This is a genomic window from Streptomyces sp. NPDC006463 (genome assembly GCF_042870715.1).
GTDB lineage: Bacteria > Actinomycetota > Actinomycetes > Streptomycetales > Streptomycetaceae > Streptomyces.
Genome location: NZ_JBIAHP010000020.1, coordinates 122058 through 140493, shown reverse-complemented (window position 1 = coordinate 140493; position 18436 = coordinate 122058). Strand labels below are relative to the sequence as shown.

16 protein-coding genes are annotated in these 18436 nt (G+C 71.2%); 13 read left to right on the top strand and 3 right to left on the bottom strand.

All coding sequences use genetic code 11. The annotated features are described in order from the left end of the window. Positions 1-1685 precede the first annotated feature (1685 nt). Together ACFYOB_RS30630 and ACFYOB_RS30625 are read left to right on the top strand one after the other, a co-directional pair. On the top strand, positions 1686-2474 hold the full coding sequence (locus ACFYOB_RS30630; RefSeq protein ID WP_388565222.1) for a hypothetical protein: 789 nt from the start codon (positions 1686-1688) through the stop codon (positions 2472-2474). Positions 2475-3074: 600 nt separating this feature from the next. Then, on the top strand, positions 3075-3320 hold the full coding sequence (locus ACFYOB_RS30625) for a hypothetical protein (protein WP_388565220.1): 246 nt from the start codon (positions 3075-3077) through the stop codon (positions 3318-3320). Positions 3321-3393: 73 nt separating this feature from the next. Here the strand turns inward: ACFYOB_RS30625 and ACFYOB_RS30620 are convergent, their stop codons facing one another. Next, positions 3394-4512, bottom strand: coding sequence for a hypothetical protein (locus ACFYOB_RS30620; protein ID WP_388565218.1), 1119 nt, complete (start codon positions 4510-4512; stop codon positions 3394-3396). A gap of 265 nt (positions 4513-4777) precedes the next feature. Here ACFYOB_RS30620 and ACFYOB_RS30615 point away from each other — a divergent pair, with 265 nt between their 5' ends. Continuing rightward, a complete protein-coding gene (locus ACFYOB_RS30615; RefSeq protein ID WP_388565216.1) occupies positions 4778-5503 on the top strand; it encodes a MarR family transcriptional regulator in 726 nt (241 codons plus the stop codon). An 80-nt stretch (positions 5504-5583) separates the two neighbouring features. Here the strand turns inward: ACFYOB_RS30615 and ACFYOB_RS30610 are convergent, their stop codons facing one another. Both ACFYOB_RS30610 and ACFYOB_RS30605 read right to left on the bottom strand, forming a co-directional pair. Next, positions 5584-6807 carry an acyl-CoA dehydrogenase family protein gene (locus tag ACFYOB_RS30610; RefSeq protein WP_388565213.1) on the bottom strand — a complete coding sequence of 408 codons (1224 nt, stop codon included), beginning with the start codon at positions 6805-6807 and terminating at the stop codon, positions 5584-5586. A gap of 16 nt (positions 6808-6823) precedes the next feature. Continuing rightward, a complete protein-coding gene (locus ACFYOB_RS30605) occupies positions 6824-8002 on the bottom strand; it encodes an acyl-CoA dehydrogenase family protein (RefSeq protein WP_388565211.1) in 1179 nt (392 codons plus the stop codon). A 440-nt stretch (positions 8003-8442) separates the two neighbouring features. Between ACFYOB_RS30605 and ACFYOB_RS30600 the strand changes: the two genes are divergently transcribed. From ACFYOB_RS30600 to ACFYOB_RS30555, 10 genes are all read left to right on the top strand, one after another. Continuing rightward, positions 8443-9597, top strand: a complete 1155-nt coding sequence (locus ACFYOB_RS30600) for an isopropylmalate synthase (RefSeq protein WP_388565208.1) — start codon at positions 8443-8445, stop codon at positions 9595-9597. A gap of 75 nt (positions 9598-9672) precedes the next feature. Beyond that, entirely contained in the window at positions 9673-9858 is a 186-nt protein-coding gene (locus ACFYOB_RS30595; protein ID WP_388565205.1) for a lysine biosynthesis protein LysW, read from the top strand. A gap of 1 nt (position 9859) precedes the next feature. Next, a complete protein-coding gene (locus ACFYOB_RS30590) occupies positions 9860-10708 on the top strand; it encodes a RimK family alpha-L-glutamate ligase (protein ID WP_388565203.1) in 849 nt (282 codons plus the stop codon). Further along, positions 10705-11763, top strand: a complete 1059-nt coding sequence (gene argC / locus ACFYOB_RS30585; RefSeq protein WP_388565201.1) for an N-acetyl-gamma-glutamyl-phosphate reductase — start codon at positions 10705-10707, stop codon at positions 11761-11763. The genes ACFYOB_RS30590 and argC overlap by 4 nt, the downstream gene beginning before the upstream one ends. Beyond that, positions 11760-12578, top strand: a complete 819-nt coding sequence (locus ACFYOB_RS30580; RefSeq protein ID WP_388565199.1) for an acetylglutamate kinase — start codon at positions 11760-11762, stop codon at positions 12576-12578. Before argC ends, ACFYOB_RS30580 begins: the two co-directional genes overlap by 4 nt. Positions 12579-12589: 11 nt before the next feature. Further along, positions 12590-13153, top strand: a complete 564-nt coding sequence (locus tag ACFYOB_RS30575) for a type 1 glutamine amidotransferase (protein WP_388565197.1) — start codon at positions 12590-12592, stop codon at positions 13151-13153. 67 nt (positions 13154-13220) lie between these two features. Further along, the gene (locus ACFYOB_RS30570) at positions 13221-14339 is read left to right on the top strand and encodes a Glu/Leu/Phe/Val dehydrogenase dimerization domain-containing protein (protein WP_388565195.1); all 1119 of its coding nucleotides are present in this window, start codon (positions 13221-13223) and stop codon (positions 14337-14339) included. Next, positions 14336-15991, top strand: coding sequence for an AMP-binding protein (locus tag ACFYOB_RS30565; RefSeq protein WP_388565193.1), 1656 nt, complete (start codon positions 14336-14338; stop codon positions 15989-15991). The genes ACFYOB_RS30570 and ACFYOB_RS30565 overlap by 4 nt, the downstream gene beginning before the upstream one ends. A gap of 149 nt (positions 15992-16140) precedes the next feature. Continuing rightward, complete coding sequence (locus ACFYOB_RS30560) at positions 16141-17445, top strand: aminotransferase class I/II-fold pyridoxal phosphate-dependent enzyme (RefSeq protein ID WP_388565190.1); 1305 nt, start codon at positions 16141-16143, stop codon at positions 17443-17445. A gap of 74 nt (positions 17446-17519) precedes the next feature. After that, on the top strand, positions 17520-18419 hold the full coding sequence (locus ACFYOB_RS30555; protein WP_388565188.1) for a fumarylacetoacetate (FAA) hydrolase: 900 nt from the start codon (positions 17520-17522) through the stop codon (positions 18417-18419). Positions 18420-18436 lie beyond the last annotated feature (17 nt).

Sequence of the window (18436 nt, the reverse complement as noted above, 5' to 3'; positions counted from 1 at the left end):
TGCCCGCGCGGTGCTCACCGCGCGTGCCACCGCCAGCCAGACACGCCGCCGGGCAGTCGGCCGTGGGCCGCGATCGGGTAGTTCACCGCAGGGGGCCATGTTCACGCATCCCTTCTGGACGAGGCGGAAGACCGGGGGCCTCAAAGGAAGAGGTGGATGATAATTTTTTTATTTTGGACACTTCTCATAATTTCCTCCACGCTTAGCACGGAGGTGCGTCGAACGGGAATTAGGCGGGCTGCCGCCGGTTTAACACGGTCCGCTATGGCAGCGAGATCCGGCAATGTACAGATTGCCGGGGTTTTTACCGACCGGCAATGAATGGATTGCCGGGGTTTTTAAGGGATTCAGTGATATCGGCCGCACTTCTGGTCGGGCGCAATTGATCATGAATGCCGACCCGGCGAGCGATCTAATCGTATGTGGAATTGCCGGATATTCCGGCCGCGTGCATCGCACGCCTTGCCGCGGAGCCCGGGGACGAGGCGTCAGAGCCGCACGGTCGTTCAGGGAGTGGAGTCGGCCGGCGGTGTGAAGGGGTAGAGGTCTCGCGTGAAGGGTGGCCAACACGGCTCATGGACGACCCGGAGTGGGTCCGCACCCGGGCAGGCCGAGACGTCGGCGGGTTTCTCCACCCGTGCCGCGGCTTGCTGGCGAGACAGCCTGAGGGCGTCGACATGGCAGGACAGGACGTGCTTGAAGCGTTGCTGGCGCCTCAGTTCGAGGGCGTCCACGTGCCACAGACGACCGGTCCCTGATGACGTCAACGCAGTGCAACCTGTGCCCAGTGCGGCGGAGATCAGCACGATCCACAGGAGGAGGTCTCCCACAGCTGGTCCTTTCGAAGGCCGATGTTCGAGGGGGCGCGCACGACCGAAGCCCCGGCGATTCACCGGCATAACGCAGAGGCATATGCAGAGTTGCGCCCTCTCTTCTGATTGCAGCCATGCGCAGCAATCCACCGGTCTTGGCATCTCAGTCTTTTAACGGATGATCAGTCGACGCGTCGGGGACCGAGCCGGCGATCGGCGTGCTCATGTGGGGTGGTGTGGCGACATGCGCAGACGCGTCCCGCCGTGCATGTGGACGCCGTCAGACGGGGCGCGCGGGGCGCGCGGCAGAGCCATTGCGTCGAAGTGTGCGCAGGGCCGTACGGGTATCAGGGGTAAAGAGTTGGTCGCGCAGAACCCACAAGGGACAGGGTCAACACTTATCCATCCGCCACCATCACCCGGATGGCGCATACCCTGACCAACATCGACAGCGTTTATGGAATATGACAACAGCAAAGCCCCCCTCCTTCTTCCGCAGGACTCCAGAAGAAGACGGGCGGGGAGGTGGTTTTCACACCGGGGCTACTCGGATCGGAAAGTGGACTTTCACTCCACGCTCAACCAGCTGTAGCGAGATCAGGAACGCAACGCTGGAACACGAGAGCCTGGAAATCGATCTGAGTTACTCGTCCTCGGTGTTTGAGGACTTCCTCCACACGATGAGCATGATCCAGGTCGAGTTCGACCGGAGGTCGGGGAGCACCGCACGGTCCGCGACGACACCTGTCGACGAGCGCGCGGGCGGCAGCTCCCGTGTATGAGGCGTACGGATACCCAGACATCCACGGCCCCCAGCCGGACACCACCATGTTCTGGCGCCGGCCGGACCACGTACCCGGGGAAACGCTCGGCGTGCCCGATGATGTGCATCAGCCGTGGGATCCGGCGGAGGAACTCGCGAGCCTTCTCCAGGAGAGCCCCGCACCCGGGCAGCCGGAGCCGTTCGCCCGCGTCGGCTACGACGACGCCGGTGACGGTGTCAGCGCCATCGGCCTCGTCGCAGGGCTGAAGCACACCACCGCCGAGCGGCCGCGCAAGCAGAACTCCAGCGGGCATCGGCGGAACGGGTCGAGGCCGGTGGCGACGCTGCTGCAGACGGGCAGTCTGTTCACCGCCATGCTGGTGGCCATCATCGCCGCCGTGGTGAGCATCCTCAGCGGGCTGGCCATCTGCGACGCCCTGCGCCACAGCGCCGGAGTCCACACGGCCCGCGAAGTGGTGGACTGGTGGCCCCTGCTGATCTACGGCCCTTGGATGGTCGCCTCCCTGTCCATCCTCAGATCCGCGCTGCACCAGCGCCGCGCGCTTCATTCCTGGTCGATCGTGCTGCTGTTCTCCAGCCTGGCGACGCTCCTGTGCGTAGCCCAGGCGCCCAGAACGCTCGCCGCCGGGACGTCGTCCGCGCTTCCCGCCGTCGCGGCGCTGGCCTGCTTCCAGCAGCTGGTCCGCCAGATCACGCTCACGCGGCCGCCCCGCCAAGCCGCTCCACGACACCGGAACCCGCAGCCCTCTCCGCTCGGATCCGGTCAGACGGCCGCGGCCCGGCGCAGTCCGGACGGTGTCCGTCCCGGCTACTCCGTGGCAGACAAGGGGATCGTCCGCCCGCCGTCGAACGGTCGCCGATTCGGGTACGGCGCATGACGGTCGTGCGCGGCATTCTTCAGTTGTCCGCTCTGCAGGAGCCGGTGAGCTCCCGCGGGAGGGCCGGGCGCTCAAGTCCGTACCGTCAGTGGAGTCCGACGGGCGGGCGGGTCATGCGGGCGATGCAGTGGGATTCCTGAGCGATCGCCCAGGCGGGTACGGCGCTGCGGGACCACGGTGTAGGAGGGCCGAGCGTCCCGTGAGCGGCGACCGCGAAGGGCGAGTGCGGTGACAGCCGCTAACTTCCTGGACAACCCGGTCCTTCCCACGCGTCAAAAGGGTGCTCGCCTGCACCTTTGAAACGAAGATCGAAACCGATAGTCACGGGCCGTGGGCATACTCCACCCGACGGTCTACGCCCTTGTCCCGTCGCACCCCCAGAGCTGGACCCGCGCGCTGGGCCGCAGCTCAGGCCGTACTTCGCCGCGTCGGCATGCGGCTCCGCGGCACATCCGAGTGACGCACCACGTTCGGCATGCCCATGCCCAGCAGGCGAACGTGCCGGGCGAAGTGATCAACGCTGCGGCGCCATACCGAACGAACCACGACGGGCCTCAACCCCCACGCCTACCCGAAAGGTCAAGAAGCATGGTGTACGAAATGACCCACGCCGAGCGAGTCCAGTACAAGCGGCACCAGGATGCCGCCTATCAGGCGGGCGAAGACGCCGTCACCAACCTTAAGACGGCGCTCGCGCTCGCCGGCATGACCCTTCCCTCGCTGTGCAACGACGGTCCGGTGGCCGGCCACGGTTTCGTCCGGCTCGGAGGATGCAACGCGTCCTTCGCCAACCGGCTCGCCGAGGTCATCGCCGCGGGGGCTGACGCTCTGCAGTTTCAACGGTGAACAGGGGGAGGGGAGTTGTCGTCGGAGGGTCTCCCCGTGTCGTACCGGGGAGTTGCATGCGCGCCTGCACCGCCTACCGGGACCCGGTCGGGCCGCACTCGGTGCTGAGCAGGTCATCGCTGGTGAGCAGGTGCTTGCCGTCGCGGGACCCCCCTGTGTACGTCCATGAGCCGTAGGTCTCGCCCGCGTTGCCCCTGGCCGTAGCGGACGGTCCGGGGAACTCGGGGGCCCTGGCCGGAGCGGCGGCGGCGCGCCTGGCGGTGACGACCGTTCCTGCGGTGGTCGCCGCCGTGAGCAGCAGCACCGCGGCGAGGGCGAGGAGGGTGGCGTTGTCCGGGTGGATCAGGGACTGGCCGCGCAGCGCCTGCCAGGTCACCACCGCAACCAGCCCGGTGTAGCCGAGGGCGGCGCTGCCGACCAGTCGGGCGCGCACCTTCTCGTCGCGCAGCCAGACGTGCTCGGCGGCCAGGGCGGCCAGTACCGCAGTGATCAGGAGGAGTACCTGGATGCCGTGCAGGGCGAAGAAGTGGGGTACGCGGAAGTCGCCGCCGGTCACGCTCCAGTTGGTGAGGGGCATGCCGTGGCCGTCGGGGTCGCCGATGCCGTGGCCCTGGTACATCTGCACGGCGTGGCCGTTGGCGTCGGTCACCGTACGGGAGTGGATCTCGGTGACCATCCAGTAGACCGGCACGACCATGCCGAAGGTGGCCAGCGCGAGTCCGGCGCGGATGGCCCGGTTCAGTGCCGCCCCGCCGGTGCGCTGGATCAGCACGACGACCGCCAGGATCAGCTGCGCGATGACGATGACCATGACGCCGAAGGTGAGGAGGGGGACCAGGGCCAGGGTGACGGGGTCGGCCTGGTCGGCGTTGAAGTGACTGAAGGTGCCGCGTGCCGCCTGGGCGGTGATGGCGCCCACCTCGACGGTTGCGGCCACCGCGAAGACGGTGCCCAGCCACCGTCCCAGCCGCCTGCCCTTGGTGAGCTTGGTCAGCAGCCACGCGAGCGTGCCGGCGTAGAGGGCGAAGGCGAAGCCGAACTTGAGCGGCTTCACCCACACCGACTCGTCCAGCAGCGTCCGGCTGTCCACCACGAGCCCCACGCCGGAGACGAGCACCAGGCCGAGCATGAGGACCGAGCAGACGACGAGCGGCCGGTGCCAGGTGCGCAACGGGGTGAGGAAGGACGTCATGGAGGGCTCCGATCACGGCGACGAGCGGCCCTCGTCCGGGCCGGCCCAGTTCGCATCGCTCGTTCGCGAATGACTGAAAGCTAAATTGCTTTCAGTCATTCGTCAATTGGAAAAGTGGAGTGGATTGCGAAATTGCAGGCCAGTGAGGTGGCGAGTTGCAATGAGAATGGAGGTGAATGCAAAATCGACCTCAGGTTGTTTGCAATGGGCTGGCCTTGAACGCAATACTGGGCACAGGTGAAGACACGACACGGAGGTAAGGCCGATGCCCGGAGGCAGACTGACCCACCAGGAGCGCCGGGAGATCGCCGAGGGGTTGGGGGACGGACTCACCTTCACCGAGATCGCCGGCCGTCTGGACCGGCCCGTCTCCACCGTCACCCGGGAAGTGGCCCGCAACGGCGGCGCCGGTGCCTACCGGGCCGACGCGGCGCAGCGGTCGACCGCCGGGCGGGCACGGCGCCGCAAGCAGGCCCCGGGTCCGGCTGATTCGGCTGCTTCGGCCGATCGGGCCGTGGGCGGCGCACACGGGCGCGACCCCGAGGCCGTCCACGAACTGGAGGAACAGTTCACCGCGTTGATGGTCGGCACGGGCCTGCCGCGGATGACGGCCCGGGTACTGACCTGCTTGTACGTCACCGACGACGGCAGCCTGACCGCCACCGAGCTCGCCCAGCGGCTGAAGGTCAGCCCCGCCTCCGTCTCCAAGGCCGTCGGGGAACTCGAACAGCAGGAGCTCATCAGGCGCGAGCGCGAGCCCGGCCGGCGGCGCGACCGGTACGTCATCGACGCCGACGCCTGGTTCCGCGGCTGGATGGCCAGTGCCCGCCAGAACACCGTGCTGGCCGACTTCGCCCGACAGAGCGCCCGGACCCTCGGTGCGGCCACACCTGCCGGTACCCGCATGGAGGACATCGGCGACTTCTTCGAGCACGTCGGGCAGACCATGGTGCGGGCGGCCGAGGAATGGCGGCTGGCCCGGCTCCGGTGAGCGGCGCGGGCGCGTACGGCGAAGCTCCTGGCAGGCGGGGGCGCGTTGCCAGGAGCTCCGGTCGTCGTGGGGTCACCCGGTCAGGAGGCGGCTTCGGCGGGGCCGGGGAGGCCGTCGAGGCCTGACGGGGCGTGGGCGAGGCCGGTGGGTGTCAGCCAGTCGAAGGCGCGGTAGACCGCCGGGCCCAGGCCCATGCCCTCGGCCACCTGTTCGCGCAGCCGGTTGGTGGCGAACGCGCCGATCACGTTCATCTGGGCGTCCCTGTAGTGGCGCTCCACTTCGTGGCCCTGGGTCACGCCGGCCGCGCCGTGGATCTGCACGGCGCGCGCGGTGACCTCGACGGCCATCTCGGTGGCGTAGATCTTGAGCATGCCGATCAGGTCCTTGGCCGACCGGCCCGCGGCGCGTTCGCGTGCCGCCCGGTGGGCGAGCAGCCTGGCCGCGTCGATCTGGGCGCGGGACTCGGCGAGCTGGGCCTGTACGCCTTCCATGTGCGCGAGGGGCCGCCCGAAGGAGACCCTTTCCCGGGCGTGGCGCACCGAGGCGGACAGCGCGGACTCGGCGGTGGCGATGGCCGCGATCGACACCAGCAGCCACCCCCACGTCATGCCCTCGGCCAGCTCCGTGAAGGGCACGGGCACCACGTCGTCCTCGGCGACGTGGGCGTCGGTGAAGACGATGCCGCCCCAGGGCATGCCGCGCAGCCCCATGTGCGGGGTCTCGTACCGGCGTACGCCCGGCCCGTGCAGGTCCACGAAGGCCAGGCACCAGTCGGGGCCGTCGTCGCCGGCGGGCTTCTCCCGCCGGGCGAGGGTCACGGCCAGGTCGGCGTTGGGCGCGTTGGTGATGCGGGCCTTCTCGCCGTTGATGACGAAGCCGCCGCCGGGCGGCCCGGCCGGGCGCACCGTGGTGCGGTAGGTGCCGGCGTCGCTGCCCGCGGCGGGCTCGACGATGGCGAAGGCTGCCAGCCGTTCCCCGGTGAGCAGGGGGTCGAGCAGGCGCCGGTGTCCGTCCGGATCGCCGTAGGTGGAGATCAGCTTGCCGCACAGCAGCGCGGACACGGTCGCCGACCAGTAGGTGCCCGAGCAGGCCCGGGCCAGGGCCTCCATGGCCTCGGTCTGGGCGGGACCGTCGGCGCCGGTGCCGCCGAACTCAGGCGGATGGAACAGCCGCAGGTAGCCGCTGTCGACGATGTCCTTCCAGTTCTGGGGCGGTATGTCGCCCGTGGCGTCGGTCTCGGTGGCCCGGGCGGCGATGCCCGGGAAGCTCGGCGCGGTGTCGGTGCCGCGTTGGTCGCCGTTCATGTGTGAAGTCCTTAACTCAGCCGAGTCCTAGCAGGGACGCCGCGATGACCGGCCGCAGCACCTCGGTGCCGCCGCCGGTCCCGGCGAAGAACAGCGCGTCGCGGTGGGCCCGTTCGACCAGGTGGTCGCCGGCGGGGGCGAGCGGCCCGGACAGGCTCGCCGCCCCCTCGGTGACCGCCCGCAGGGCGCGGGCCACGAAGAGCCGGGCGGCGGCCGCGTCCTGGTGCGAGGGCCGGCCGCCGGCGTCGAACTGCCCGGCGGCCCGCAGCAGCAGCCCGGAGGCCAGCTCGTAGCGCGTGCCCAGGTCCGCGAGGGTGAACCGGGCGGACTGGCCGTGGGCCAGGGGCCGGCCGAAGAGGCGGCGCTCGCGGGCGTCGTCGACGGCGTCCCGGGTCAGTGCGCGGATGACACCGAGCCAGGGCGCGCTGGAGAACACCCAGTCCAGCGCCGCGAGCAGCGGCTCCACCTCGGTCGCGGCGCCGCCGACCGTGCCCAGTACGGCGTGGTCCGCGGCCGGGCAGGCGTCCAGGACCAGCCGGCCCCACGGGCAGGTGCCCATGGCCGCCGGGCCGCCCTCGGTGATCAGCAGTCCGGGGGTGTCGCGGTCCAGGACGAACGCCGTCCGGCCGCCGTCGTCGTGCGCGGCGATGACGAGGAAGTGGTGGGCCACGGGGCCGCACGCGACCAGGTCCAGTTCGCCGCGGAGCTCCCAGCCGCCCGCCGCGACCGGGGCCGGCCGGGCCGTGAGGGCGGGGGCGTGGGCGGCGCCCTGCGTCTGGCGCAGCGACACGGCGCCCATCCAGTCGCCCGCGGCCATGCGCGGCAGGTAGCGCTCGCGCTGCCAGCGGCTGCCGAACGCCCGCAGCGGCACGGTGGCGAGGACCGCGTGCACGGCGACGGCGAGGGCGAGGCCCGGGTCGCGGGCGCCCTCGCCGAGCCCTTCGAGGAGGGCGCAGGTCTGTGTGGCGGACAGGCCGCCGCCGCCCAGGGCGCGCGGGACGAGCGGCCCGGCGAGGCCGGGCCCGGTGCGGGCGTCGGCGAGTTCGGCGAAGAGCGCGGGATCCCACCGCCGGTCGCGGTCGCGGTCGGCGGCGGTCGGCCGCGCCACTCGGGCGGCGAGCTCCCGGGCCCGCTCAGCGAGCATCGGCTCGGCACCGCCGGCGCCGGCGCCGACGGGGGAATGCACAAGCGCCATCGGATTCCCTTTCTCTCTCCTTGGAACGGGGTCCGGTCTCAGACCGCCGACAAGTGGTGGTTCGGGGACGTCTCATCGGCGTCGGAGCGCTCGAAGAGATTTCGAAACTTCGGAACAATTTCTCCACCCCCGCTGTCGAAAATGGACCCGAACAACATATCCGGCATTCTGTTCCATTCGGCTGGTCCGGGCGAAGATTTGGCATCCGGCCTGCACGGACTTCGCACAGCTGACCTGCCACGACGTTCCATCACAGTCCTTGACAAAGCTCTGACATGGGAGCCGTTGTGCCTGCACGGCCGGATCGGCCAACCTGTTCATCGGCGCGCTCCACATCGCCCTGTTCTTGGCCTTATCCGTTCGCCCGCACCACGCCGCGAGAATTCACTGCAGAGCCGGTCACACATCAGGAATCCGGTTCTGGAAAAGGAGGGAACGCAATGGCAACAGCAGAGAACGAGGGAAGTCTTCCGAAGGGACTGCCCCGTCTTTCCGACGCGACCCTGCGGGACTCCGCGCACATGGCGGGCGTCGAGTTCGGCCCCAAGGACGCCGCGGTCATCGCGGGCCTGCTGGTGAAGACCGGCATCGACCTGGTCGAGGTGGGCATGGTCTCCGGCCCGGACTCGAAGGACGCCGACCTCGTCCTCGCCACGCACGAGGCCATCGGTCCCGAGCGCAGCATGACGCTCGTGGTGGTGCAGGACCGCCAGCAGGTCGCGAAGGCCCTCGACGAGGCCGAGCGGCTGGGCGTGCGCCACATCATGTACTCCATACCGACCTCCGAGCAGCACGCCAGGCTGAAGCTCGGCTCGGCCAGCGCGAAGTTCCTTCACGTCCTGGCCCGGTCGGCGATCTCACAGGCCAAGGAGCGCGGCTTCCACGTCACCTTCAGCGGCGAGGACGGCGCCCGTACCCCCAGGGAGCGGCTCGTCCCCTACGTCACGGCGGGCTTCGAGGCCGGGGCCGACCGGTTCCGCCTCGCGGAGACCGTCGCCTTCCTGTCGCCGTGGCAGATGGAGGAGGTGATCGCCGACCTCGCCGCGATCGACGGCTCCGAGATCGAGATCCACTCGCACAACATGCTGGGCATGGCCGTCGCCAACTCCCTCGCCGCGATCCGCGCGGGCGCGCAGTGGATCTCGGCGACCGTCGGCGGGATCGGTGAGCGCGGCGGCAACGCCCCGCTGGCCGAGCTCCTCACCTCCCTGCGCGTCATCCACGGTGACACGCGCTTCGACCTGAGCCACCTCACGGAGCTGTCCCGGGTCGCGCTCAGGGGCGCCGGCCTCGGCACCGCCTTCCAGTCGGGGCCGACGACACCGCACGCCTTCGCCTACGAGCTGCCGGGTCAGCTGAGCAACCCGGAGGCGTACGAGACGCTGCCCGCCGAGCTGGTCGGCAACAGCCGCGAGCTGTGTGTGCGCACGCGCCTCACCCCTGCCCTCGTCACGTGGGCGCTCGCCGAGTCGGGCGTCTTCGTCGACGTCGAGGCCTTCACCCCGTGGCTCGTCGAACGGCAGGAGCGGGGCGGCCGTCCGCTGCTCGACCGGGACGCGATCCGCAAGGCCGCGATCGACTTCCAGGCCGCCTGAACCACGCCCCCGCCCACCGGGGCCCGCCCGGTCCCTCTTCACGTCCACACCACCTACGGCAAACGGAGTTGCTCCATGTCCACCGCCACCCTCACCGGCGTCTGCCCCGAGTGCGAGACCGACCTGACCGTGCCGCCGATCGTCCAGGGCGAGACCTTCGCCTGCCCCGAGTGCATGCTCACCCTGCGCGTCGAGGACATCGAGGACGGTGTGCTGAGCCTGCAGATGGTCGAAGTACAGCTCCGCGACTGGGGCCAGTGAGATGGGCAGCAGAGTCGCCATCGTCGCCGACCGGGTCGGCTGGGAAGAACGCCAGCTCATGCGGTCGGCACCGGACTTCGGCCTGCACATCGACTGGATCAACGACGAGTCGCTGTGCCTGGGGGACCCGAAAGCCCCGTCGCTGGAGGGCTACGACGCCCTGCTGGTCCGCAGCCGCAGCTACACACGCGGCGGGCTGCTCGCCACGCTGGCCGAGTCGACCGGCGTGACCGCCCTCAACTCGGCCGCCGCCATCCACGCCTGCGAGAACAAGCTGGTGCTGCGCGCCGTGCTGTCCGCCGCCGGCGTGCCCGTGCCGGACTACCGGCTCGCCCTCTCCCGCAAGGACTTCGAGAAGGCGCTCGACGAGCTGGGCCTGCCGGTGGTGCTCAAGCCGATCTACGGCGGCATGGGCAAGCGCGTCACGCTGATCCGCGACCCCGACCTGGCGCACTGCGTGTACGACTACGTCGAGGACCTCGGCCACGCCTTCGAGCAGGCCTGCCTGGTGGAGCCGTACCTCGGCGGTGGCTCGATCCGCTGCCTGGTCGTCGGCCGGGAGATCGTCGCCGCCGCCGAGTTCGAGAGCGCGGGGGCCGACTGGCGCAGCAATGCCGCGCTCGGCAACCAGAGCCGGGCCCTGGCCCACGACCCAGAGGTGCAGAAGGTCGTGGACGGCGTCGTGGACCGGCTCGGCGCCGGCATCTACGGGGTCGATCTCTTCAAGACGCCTTCGGGCTACCTCGTCAACGAGGTCAACCACGCCCCCGCCTGGCGGGGGGTGGCGTCGACCACGGGAGTGGACATCCCGTCGGCCGTCGTCCGTCACGTGCAGGAGATACTCGCATGATCCGCGTGGGAATCGTCGGCGCCTCCGGGTTCACCGGCGGTGAACTGATCAGGCTGGTGAACCAGCATCCCGAATTCGAGCTGACCTTCCTCGGCGGCAACGCCAGCGCCGGCAAGCGCCCGGCCCAGCTGCACCCGGGACTCCGCCTCGACCTGGGCCTGACGATCGAGCCCGTCGACGCCGATGTCGTCGCCGAGCGGTGCGACGTGGTGTTCCTCGCCACGCCCGCACCCGTCTCGGCCCAGCTCGCCGCGCTCCTGGCCGACCGCGTCGCCTGCGTGATCGACCTGAGCGGGGCCTTCCGTATCCGCACCCCCGAGCTGCACGAGCGCTGGTACCCCAAGGCCGAGCGGGCCACCGCACTGGCCGACCGTTTCGTCTACGGGGTGCCGGAGCTGGTTGGGGACCAGCTGGCGGGCGCGCCGCTGATCTCGGTCCCCGGCTGCTACGCCACCGCGATCACGCTGGGGCTCGCCCCGTTGGCCCTCGGCCTCGGCCTGGACCTGAAGACCGTGGTCATCGACGGCAAGAGCGGCTCCAGCGGTGGCGGCGTACAGCTGCGCGTTCCGGACCTGCACCCGCTGCGCAACGGCGCCATCGCGCCCTACGCGCCCACCGGGCACCGGCACGCCGCGGAGGTCGGCGACTTCCTGGAGCGCAGCAAGCCCGGCAGTGTCGGCAGGCTGACGATGTCGGCGTACGGGGTGTCGCACGTGCGCGGGCTGCTCGCCAGCGCCTACGTGTTCACCGACGACGAGGTGGACGGGCGCGAGCTGCAACGGGCGTACCTGCGCTTCTACAAGGAGCACCGCTTCGTCCGGGTGCGGCGCAACACCGAGACGCTGATCCCGGTGCCCGACCCGCAGGCCGTCCTGGGTTCCAACTACTGCGACGTGACCGTCCTGCACGACGAGGAGGGCGGCCGCATCGTCGTCCTCGCCGCCCTCGACAACCTCGTCAAGGGAGCCGCGGGCCAGGCCGTTCAGGCCGCGAACATGCGATTCGAACTGCCCGAGGAGACGGGCCTGACCATGCAGCCGGTGATGCCCGCATGAGCGGCACCCGGACGGACCACAGGAGGAGGCATCCGGCCCCGACCGTGGTGAAGCTCGGCGGCAGCTGCCTCGACGACCTCGACGGCGCCTGGTGGGACGACCTGGCCGAGCACGGCAAGGACCGGCCCCTGATCCTGGTGCACGGCTGGTCCAAGCCGCTGAAGCGGCTGAGTCCCCGCTACAGCGAGCCGTCGGCGATCCTGCGCGACCGCTACGGCAACCAGAGCCGCTGGACCACGCCCGAGGTCATCGAGGACATCAAGACCGTCAGCGGCGAGCTGAGCGGGCAGGTCTTCGGGCGGCTGGAGTCCCGCGGCATCACCGCGGAGCGGCTGCTCGGCAGTGACGGCCTGGTCAGCGCGGGCGAGGGCGAGCGCTGGTGGTGGCAGGGCAAGCAGCTGGTCGAGCTGGAGAACCTGGTCGGGCCGATCACCGGTGTGGACCCGGCGCCGCTGAAGAAGCTCCGGGCGGGCCAGGCCTGCCTGGTCACGCCGCTGGCCCGGAACGCGAGCGGCCAGGAGGTCAACACGGACGCCGACCGGGCGGCCGCCGCCATCGCCGGCGCGCTGGGCGCCACCGACCTGGTCCTCGTCACCGACGTCGCGCACCTGCTGGTCGACGGGGAACCGGTGCGCAGCATCACCGCGCAGGCCGCGGCCAGGTTCCGCGACAAGGGCGCCACCGGCGGCATGCGCAAGAAGCTGCGGGCCGCGGGCGAGGCCCTGGAGCGGGGTGCGGAGCGGGTCGTCATCGGCAGCGCGCCCGTCACGGATCTGCTCGCGGCCCGCACCGGCACCGTCATCACGCGAACGTGAGGAGCAAGAACGTGGCGCAGTCCCGTGTACTGGTCGTCAACAACGGAACGCTGTCCCTGAAACAACTCCGCCAGACCTTCGAGGAGTTGGGCTCGGATACCGAGGTGGTCGACGCGGCGTCCGTGCCCGCCCGGCTGGACGGCCGCCACCGGGCGATCGTCCTGAGCGGCACCAAGGTGCGGGCGTACGACCGTGACTTCTACAAGCCCCTCATCGACCTCGTCATGGGCGCCGACGTCCCCGTCTTCGGGATCTGCGGCGGCATGCAGATCCTGGCGGTCGCGGCCGGCGGCCGGCTCGCCGAGGGGCCGCAGCGGGTCGGCGGCTACGAGGTGCAGGTCGACAAGGAGGAGCCGCTCTTCACGTACGTGAAGCCGACGGTGACGGTCTTCCACCGCCACACCCTGTACCTCCAGGAGGCTCCGGAGGGCTTCCGCTCGATCGGTCGCTCCGAGCACGCGCCGGTGGAGTTCCTGCGCTCCGAGGACGGCCGGATCTTCGGCTCGCAGGCCCACCTGGAATTCCGCAGCGACGGCCTGGAGATCCTGCGCGGTTTCGCGCAGCTGTACCGGTGACCGTCGTCGCCGGGCGCCCGGGCGCCCGCAGTCCCCTGACCTCTTCTACGCATGCGAGGACTTGGCAATGAGTGTTCTTGAAAACCCGCAGGACCCCGCGTTCACGGTCCACCTGAACGGCAGCGGCGGCGCGGTCAAGGGCTGGGTCGTCGTCGACTCGCTCCACGACGGTCTGGCCATGGGCGGCACGCGGATGACCACGGGGGTCACCGAGGCCGAGGTGGCCGGCCTGGCCCGCGACATGACGCACAAGTTCACGCTTGCCGGTTTGCCCATCGGCGGTGCCAAGGCCGGCATCGTCTCCGACGGCAGCGACCGCGAGGAGACCTTCCGCACCTTCGGCCGGACCGTCAAGCCGCTGCTGCACGGCGGCATCCACCTCGGCATCGACATGGGCGTCACACCCGCCGACCGGGCGGTCTTCTTCGCCGAGGCCGGCTACGACCCGCGCTACCGGCTGGGCGCGCCCGACATGCCGATCGACTGGCGCACGTACTACGAGCCGCTGATCGACTGCACCGGGCACGGCGTGGGGGTGGCGGCCGTCACCGCCCTGGAGGCGAGCGGCCGCACCGGGCCGGCCCGGGTCGTCGTGCAGGGCTTCGGGGCGGTGGGCCGGGCGGTCGCCCGGTTCCTGGAGGACCGCGGGCACGTGATCGTGGGCGTCGCCGACGTCGAGGGCACCATCAGCGCGGACCGGCTGCCGGTGGCCGACCTCGTCGCGGTCACCGACGAGTTCGGGCGGATCGACCGCTCCCGGCTTCCGCAGCACGCCACCGTCTCAGGCGAACCCGACGCCTGGCTCGACGTCGACGCCGACCTGCTGATCCTCGCGGCGCAGAAGTACGCGCTGAACGCCGAGAACGCGCACCGGCTGCGCGCCGGCCTGGTGGTCGAGGGCGGCAACCTCAGCTCCAGCGCCGAGGGGAAGGAGAAGGCACGGGCCTCGGGCGCCGTCCTGGTACCGGGCGTGATCGCCAACATCGGCGGGGCCGCCTCGGCCGCCCTGGCCGTCACCCGGGTGGTCCCCTTCGGTCTGGAGGCCGGGGCCCGCAAGGCGTGGGTCTTCGACTGGGTCGGCGACCGCGTGCGCCGCAACACCCGCGACCTGCTGGAGATCGCCGCGGCCGGTGCGGGCGACCCGCTGCCCGAACTGCTCGCCGCCCGCCGCGAGGAACGCCGATGACCTCGACCACGTCCGCCATCCTGGCCGCGGCGTCGGCCGCGGACCGCATGGCCGAGTACCGTCGGCGCGGCTGGTGGCGGGACGGGACCTTCCTCGACGACCTGCGCCGGCAGGCCCGCGAGCGGCCGCGCAAGCTGGCCGTCGCCGGGCGCCGCCTCGACGAGGCCCGCACCGACACCCTCGACTACGCCGAGCTGACGAGGCTGACCGACCGGTTCGCCGGGGCCCTGCTCGAACTGGGTGTGCAGCGCGGCGACGTCGTGGCCGTGCAGCTCCCCAACCGGTGGGAGATGGTGCCGCTGATGTTCGCCTGCATGGCGGTCGGCGCGGTCATCTGTCCGATCGCCCCGGTTTGCCAGGAGGACGAGCTGCGCCACCGCCTCGCGCTGACCGAGGCCAGGGTGTGCGTCACCGTGCCGGAGTGGGAGGGTTTCCCGCTCGCCGACACCATCGGGGCGCTGCGGTCCGAGCTTCCCCTGGAGCACGTGGTGGTGGTCGGCGGCCGCGCCCGCGAGGACGTGGTCGACTTCCACGACCACTTCGTCGCCGTGCACTGGGAGAAGCAGCGGTCGAGCGATCTGGAAGGACGTCAGCTCAGGCCCGACGAGCCGTTCGTGGTGCTGTTCACGTCCGGCACCACCGGCTTCTCCAAGGGAGTGGTGCACAGCCAGAACACCGTGCACTCGGGCGTCCGCGGCTACGTGGACACCTTCCTGCTCCGCGACGACCTGGTCATCGCGGTCACCACTCCGCTGGTGCACTACTCCGGCTTCGGCCAGGGCGTCCTGGCCGGGGTGATGCTCGGCGGGACGATCGTCTTCCAGGACGGCGAGGACCACACCGGCCTGCTGGATCTGGTCGAGCGCTACCGCGCCACCCTGCTGTACGGGCCGCCGCCCACGCTCTCCGGGGTGGCGCGGGCCCAGCAGATCGATCCGCACGACGTGTCCAGCCTGCGCCACACGGTCACGGGTGCGGCTCCGGTGCTGCAGCAGTTGGTGGACGAGCTGCGCGACACGTTCGGTGCCCGCACGTACTCGGTGTGGGGGATGTCCGAGTTCGGTCCCGTCACCATCAGCCGTCTCGACTACAACCAGGACTGGGCGGCGCACAGCCACGGGCGGCCGATCGACTCGATGGAGATCCGTATCGACGTGTGCCACGACCCGGGCAAGCGGGCCACGGTGGGCCGGTTGCGGGCGCGCGGCGCGTCGCAGGCGCTCGGCTACTACAAGCAGCAGGACGCCTTCGACTCCGAGCTCACCGCCGACGGCTGGTTCGACACCGGTGACGTGGCGCGCGAGGACGGGCGCGGCGGCATCCGCATCCTCGGGCGCTCCAGGGACACCGTCCTGCGCGACGGGATCGTCGTCCCGATGGCCGAGCTCGAGGCGATCATCTCCCGGCACCCCAAGGTGGTCGAGGCCACCCTCCTCGGTCCCAACGGCCTGGTCGACGACCCGATCCTGGCCGTGGCCGTCCCCCGCGGCCGCAACCACCCCACGCTGGCCGAACTCCGCGACCACCTGCGCGACGCCGGCCAGGACCCCCGGTTCTTCCCGGAGCGCCTAGAGGTCGTGGAGGCCCTGCCCAAGACCCTCACGGGCAAGGTCCGCAAGGTCGAGCTGCGGGAGCTGTACGCCGGGGGGTGATCCGCCCTTCCGGCAGCGATGCCCCGGGGGGTGGCCCCGTCCCCCGTTCACCCTCCGGTACCCCTTCCGGGGGGTGGCCCGCCCCCGCGTCACCCCCCGGATCCCCTCCTTTCCCACCCGCCGTAAGACCGATCAGTTGGAGGTACGCCATGCCCGCACCCGCGCCGGTGACCATGTCGGCGACCCTGGCCGCCGACGAGGAGCTGGAGCGCCGGCGCCGCGGCGGAGAGCGGGTCCTGTCGCTGGCCAGCGGCGAGATCGGCCTCCCGGTCCTGCCGGCACTGCGGGAGCGGCTCGCCGCGGCGGCGGACCGGGGCGCCTACGGGCCCGTCGCCGGAAGCGCGGCGCTGCGCACCGCTGCCGCCGGCTACTGGGGCCGTCGGGGTCTTCCCACCGACCCCGGCCTGGTGGTCTGCGGGCCGGGGAGCAAGCCGCTCCTGTTCGCCCTGATGCTGGCCGTCGGCGGCGACGTGGTGGTGCCGGTGCCGAGCTGGGTCAGTTACGCGGCGCAGGCCCAACTGGCCGGGGTCCGGCCGGTCCCCGTTCCCACCCTGCCGGGCGAGGGCGGGGTGCCCGACCCCGCGGCGCTGCGGGAGGCGGTGGCCCTGGCCCGTGCCACCGGGCGCGAGGTGCGGTGCGTGGTGGTGACCCTGCCCGACAACCCGACCGGCACGATCGCCGCGCCGAAGACCCTGCGGGGTCTGGCCCGGGCGGCGCGCGACCTCGACCTGGTCATCGTCTCCGACGAGATCTACTGCGACCTGGTCTTCGACTCCGCCCACCGGGCCCTGTCGCCCGCCTCGTTCGCGCCCGAGCGGACCGTGGTCACCACCGGCCTGACCAAGAACCTGGCGCTCGGCGGCTGGCGGACGGGGGTCGCCCGGCTGCCCGACAGCCCGCTCGGGCGCGAACTGCACACCCGGCTGGTCGGCGTCGCCAGCCAGATCTGGTCGAGCACCGCGGCTCCCGTGCAGGCCGCCGCGGCGTACGCCTTCGAGGAGCCGCCCGAGGTGGTCGCGCACGTCGCCGCCTGCCTGCGGCTGCACGAGGTGGTGGTCCGCGCGGTGGCCCGCCGGTTCGCCGCCGCCGGCGCCGAACTGACGCCGGTACGGGCGACCTCCTACCTGTACCCCGACTTCGAGCCGCTGCGCGGCGAACTCGCCCGCGTCCACGGGGTGCACGGCGGCGGGGAACTCGCCGCCCTGTTCGCGGAGCGGTACGGGGTCGGGCTGCTGCCGGGCACCGCCTTCGGAGAGCCCGCGCACTGCTTGCGGATCCGGGCCGCCACGAGCCGGCTGTACGGCGAGACCGACTCCGAGCGCGCCGCCGCCCTGACCGCCGCGGACCCGCTGCGACTTCCCTGGATCAGCGCGTCCTTGGACCGCATCGGCGAGGTCCTGACCGACCTCACCGAACCGTCCGCCGCCCGGCACCCGAAGGCCGGCCGACCGTGACCACTCACCACCGCCACGCGCAGGGGACCGCCCCGGCGCGGGTCATCCCACGACTCAGGAGGTCCCTGACCACCATGACCACCATCCTCTTCGAATGCGAGTACCAGGGCCTGCGGTACGCGGGCCTCGGCAAGGCGGTCGCCGGCGAGAGCCAGACCCTGTACCGGGTGACCGACGGGCAGCTGCGGGCCGCGTTCCTCGCGGGCGGTGGCCCGCAGGCGGTTGCCGCCGCGGTCACCGAGGGGGCCGAGACGGTCACGGTGACCGCCGGCGACCCGGAGGTCCGCTTCCTCCCGCCGCTGCTGCCCAGGACGTCCGGTGACGCGCTGCTGACCGGTTTCATGGGGACCCACCGGTCCAAGTACGCCGACGACCCGGACCCGGACGAGGAGTTCACGCCGCCGAACTGGCTGATCAAGGGCTTCGGTTCCTGGGTGCGCATGCCGGACGAGCCGCTTGCCGCCGCCGCGTCGACCGTGGCCCTGCTGGAGGAGCCGGAGGTCGCCCTCGTCTACGTCAACGACGAGGACGGCGCCCCGCGCTACGCCGGTTACACCTTCGCCAACGACCTGAACGACATCGGCTACCACCTGAAGAACCCGTGGGGCTGGACCCCGTACTCCAAGCTCTGCGAGACCTCCATGACGCCGTGGCTGTTCCTCGGCGAGCCGCCCCGTACGGTGACCGGCCGGATCACCATCGAACGCGACGGCGCGACGGCCTGGAAGGGCGACTTCTCGTGCGGTGCGGACGCCCTGTACCACCGGGTGGAGGACATGGTGGACCACCTGTTCTCGTATCCGGTGATGCGCCGGCCGGGACTGGTGAGCTACGTACTGCTCGGGGCCGACAAGGCCAGCTATCACGACGGGTTCCGGATCGCCGACGGCGACCGGGTGACCATCGACGTGGCCAGCCACGGCGTCGTGCTGTCCAACGTCATCGAGTACGCCCGCCGGGCCGAGGCCGCCTGATGGGCGGGGCGGCCGGG

Coding starts and splice junctions, on each gene's coding strand:
- ACFYOB_RS30625 (WP_388565220.1), top strand. CDS start 3,075: ATGACCCACGCCGAGCGAGTCCAGTACAAGCGGCACCAGGATGCCGCC.
- ACFYOB_RS30620 (WP_388565218.1), bottom strand. CDS start 4,512: ATGACGTCCTTCCTCACCCCGTTGCGCACCTGGCACCGGCCGCTCGTC.
- ACFYOB_RS30615 (WP_388565216.1), top strand. CDS start 4,778: ATGCCCGGAGGCAGACTGACCCACCAGGAGCGCCGGGAGATCGCCGAG.
- ACFYOB_RS30610 (WP_388565213.1), bottom strand. CDS start 6,807: ATGAACGGCGACCAACGCGGCACCGACACCGCGCCGAGCTTCCCGGGC.
- ACFYOB_RS30605 (WP_388565211.1), bottom strand. CDS start 8,002: ATGGCGCTTGTGCATTCCCCCGTCGGCGCCGGCGCCGGCGGTGCCGAG.
- ACFYOB_RS30600 (WP_388565208.1), top strand. CDS start 8,443: ATGGCAACAGCAGAGAACGAGGGAAGTCTTCCGAAGGGACTGCCCCGT.
- ACFYOB_RS30595 (WP_388565205.1), top strand. CDS start 9,673: ATGTCCACCGCCACCCTCACCGGCGTCTGCCCCGAGTGCGAGACCGAC.
- ACFYOB_RS30590 (WP_388565203.1), top strand. CDS start 9,860: ATGGGCAGCAGAGTCGCCATCGTCGCCGACCGGGTCGGCTGGGAAGAA.
- argC (WP_388565201.1), top strand. CDS start 10,705: ATGATCCGCGTGGGAATCGTCGGCGCCTCCGGGTTCACCGGCGGTGAA.
- ACFYOB_RS30580 (WP_388565199.1), top strand. CDS start 11,760: ATGAGCGGCACCCGGACGGACCACAGGAGGAGGCATCCGGCCCCGACC.
- ACFYOB_RS30570 (WP_388565195.1), top strand. CDS start 13,221: ATGAGTGTTCTTGAAAACCCGCAGGACCCCGCGTTCACGGTCCACCTG.
- ACFYOB_RS30565 (WP_388565193.1), top strand. CDS start 14,336: ATGACCTCGACCACGTCCGCCATCCTGGCCGCGGCGTCGGCCGCGGAC.
- ACFYOB_RS30560 (WP_388565190.1), top strand. CDS start 16,141: ATGCCCGCACCCGCGCCGGTGACCATGTCGGCGACCCTGGCCGCCGAC.
- ACFYOB_RS30555 (WP_388565188.1), top strand. CDS start 17,520: ATGACCACCATCCTCTTCGAATGCGAGTACCAGGGCCTGCGGTACGCG.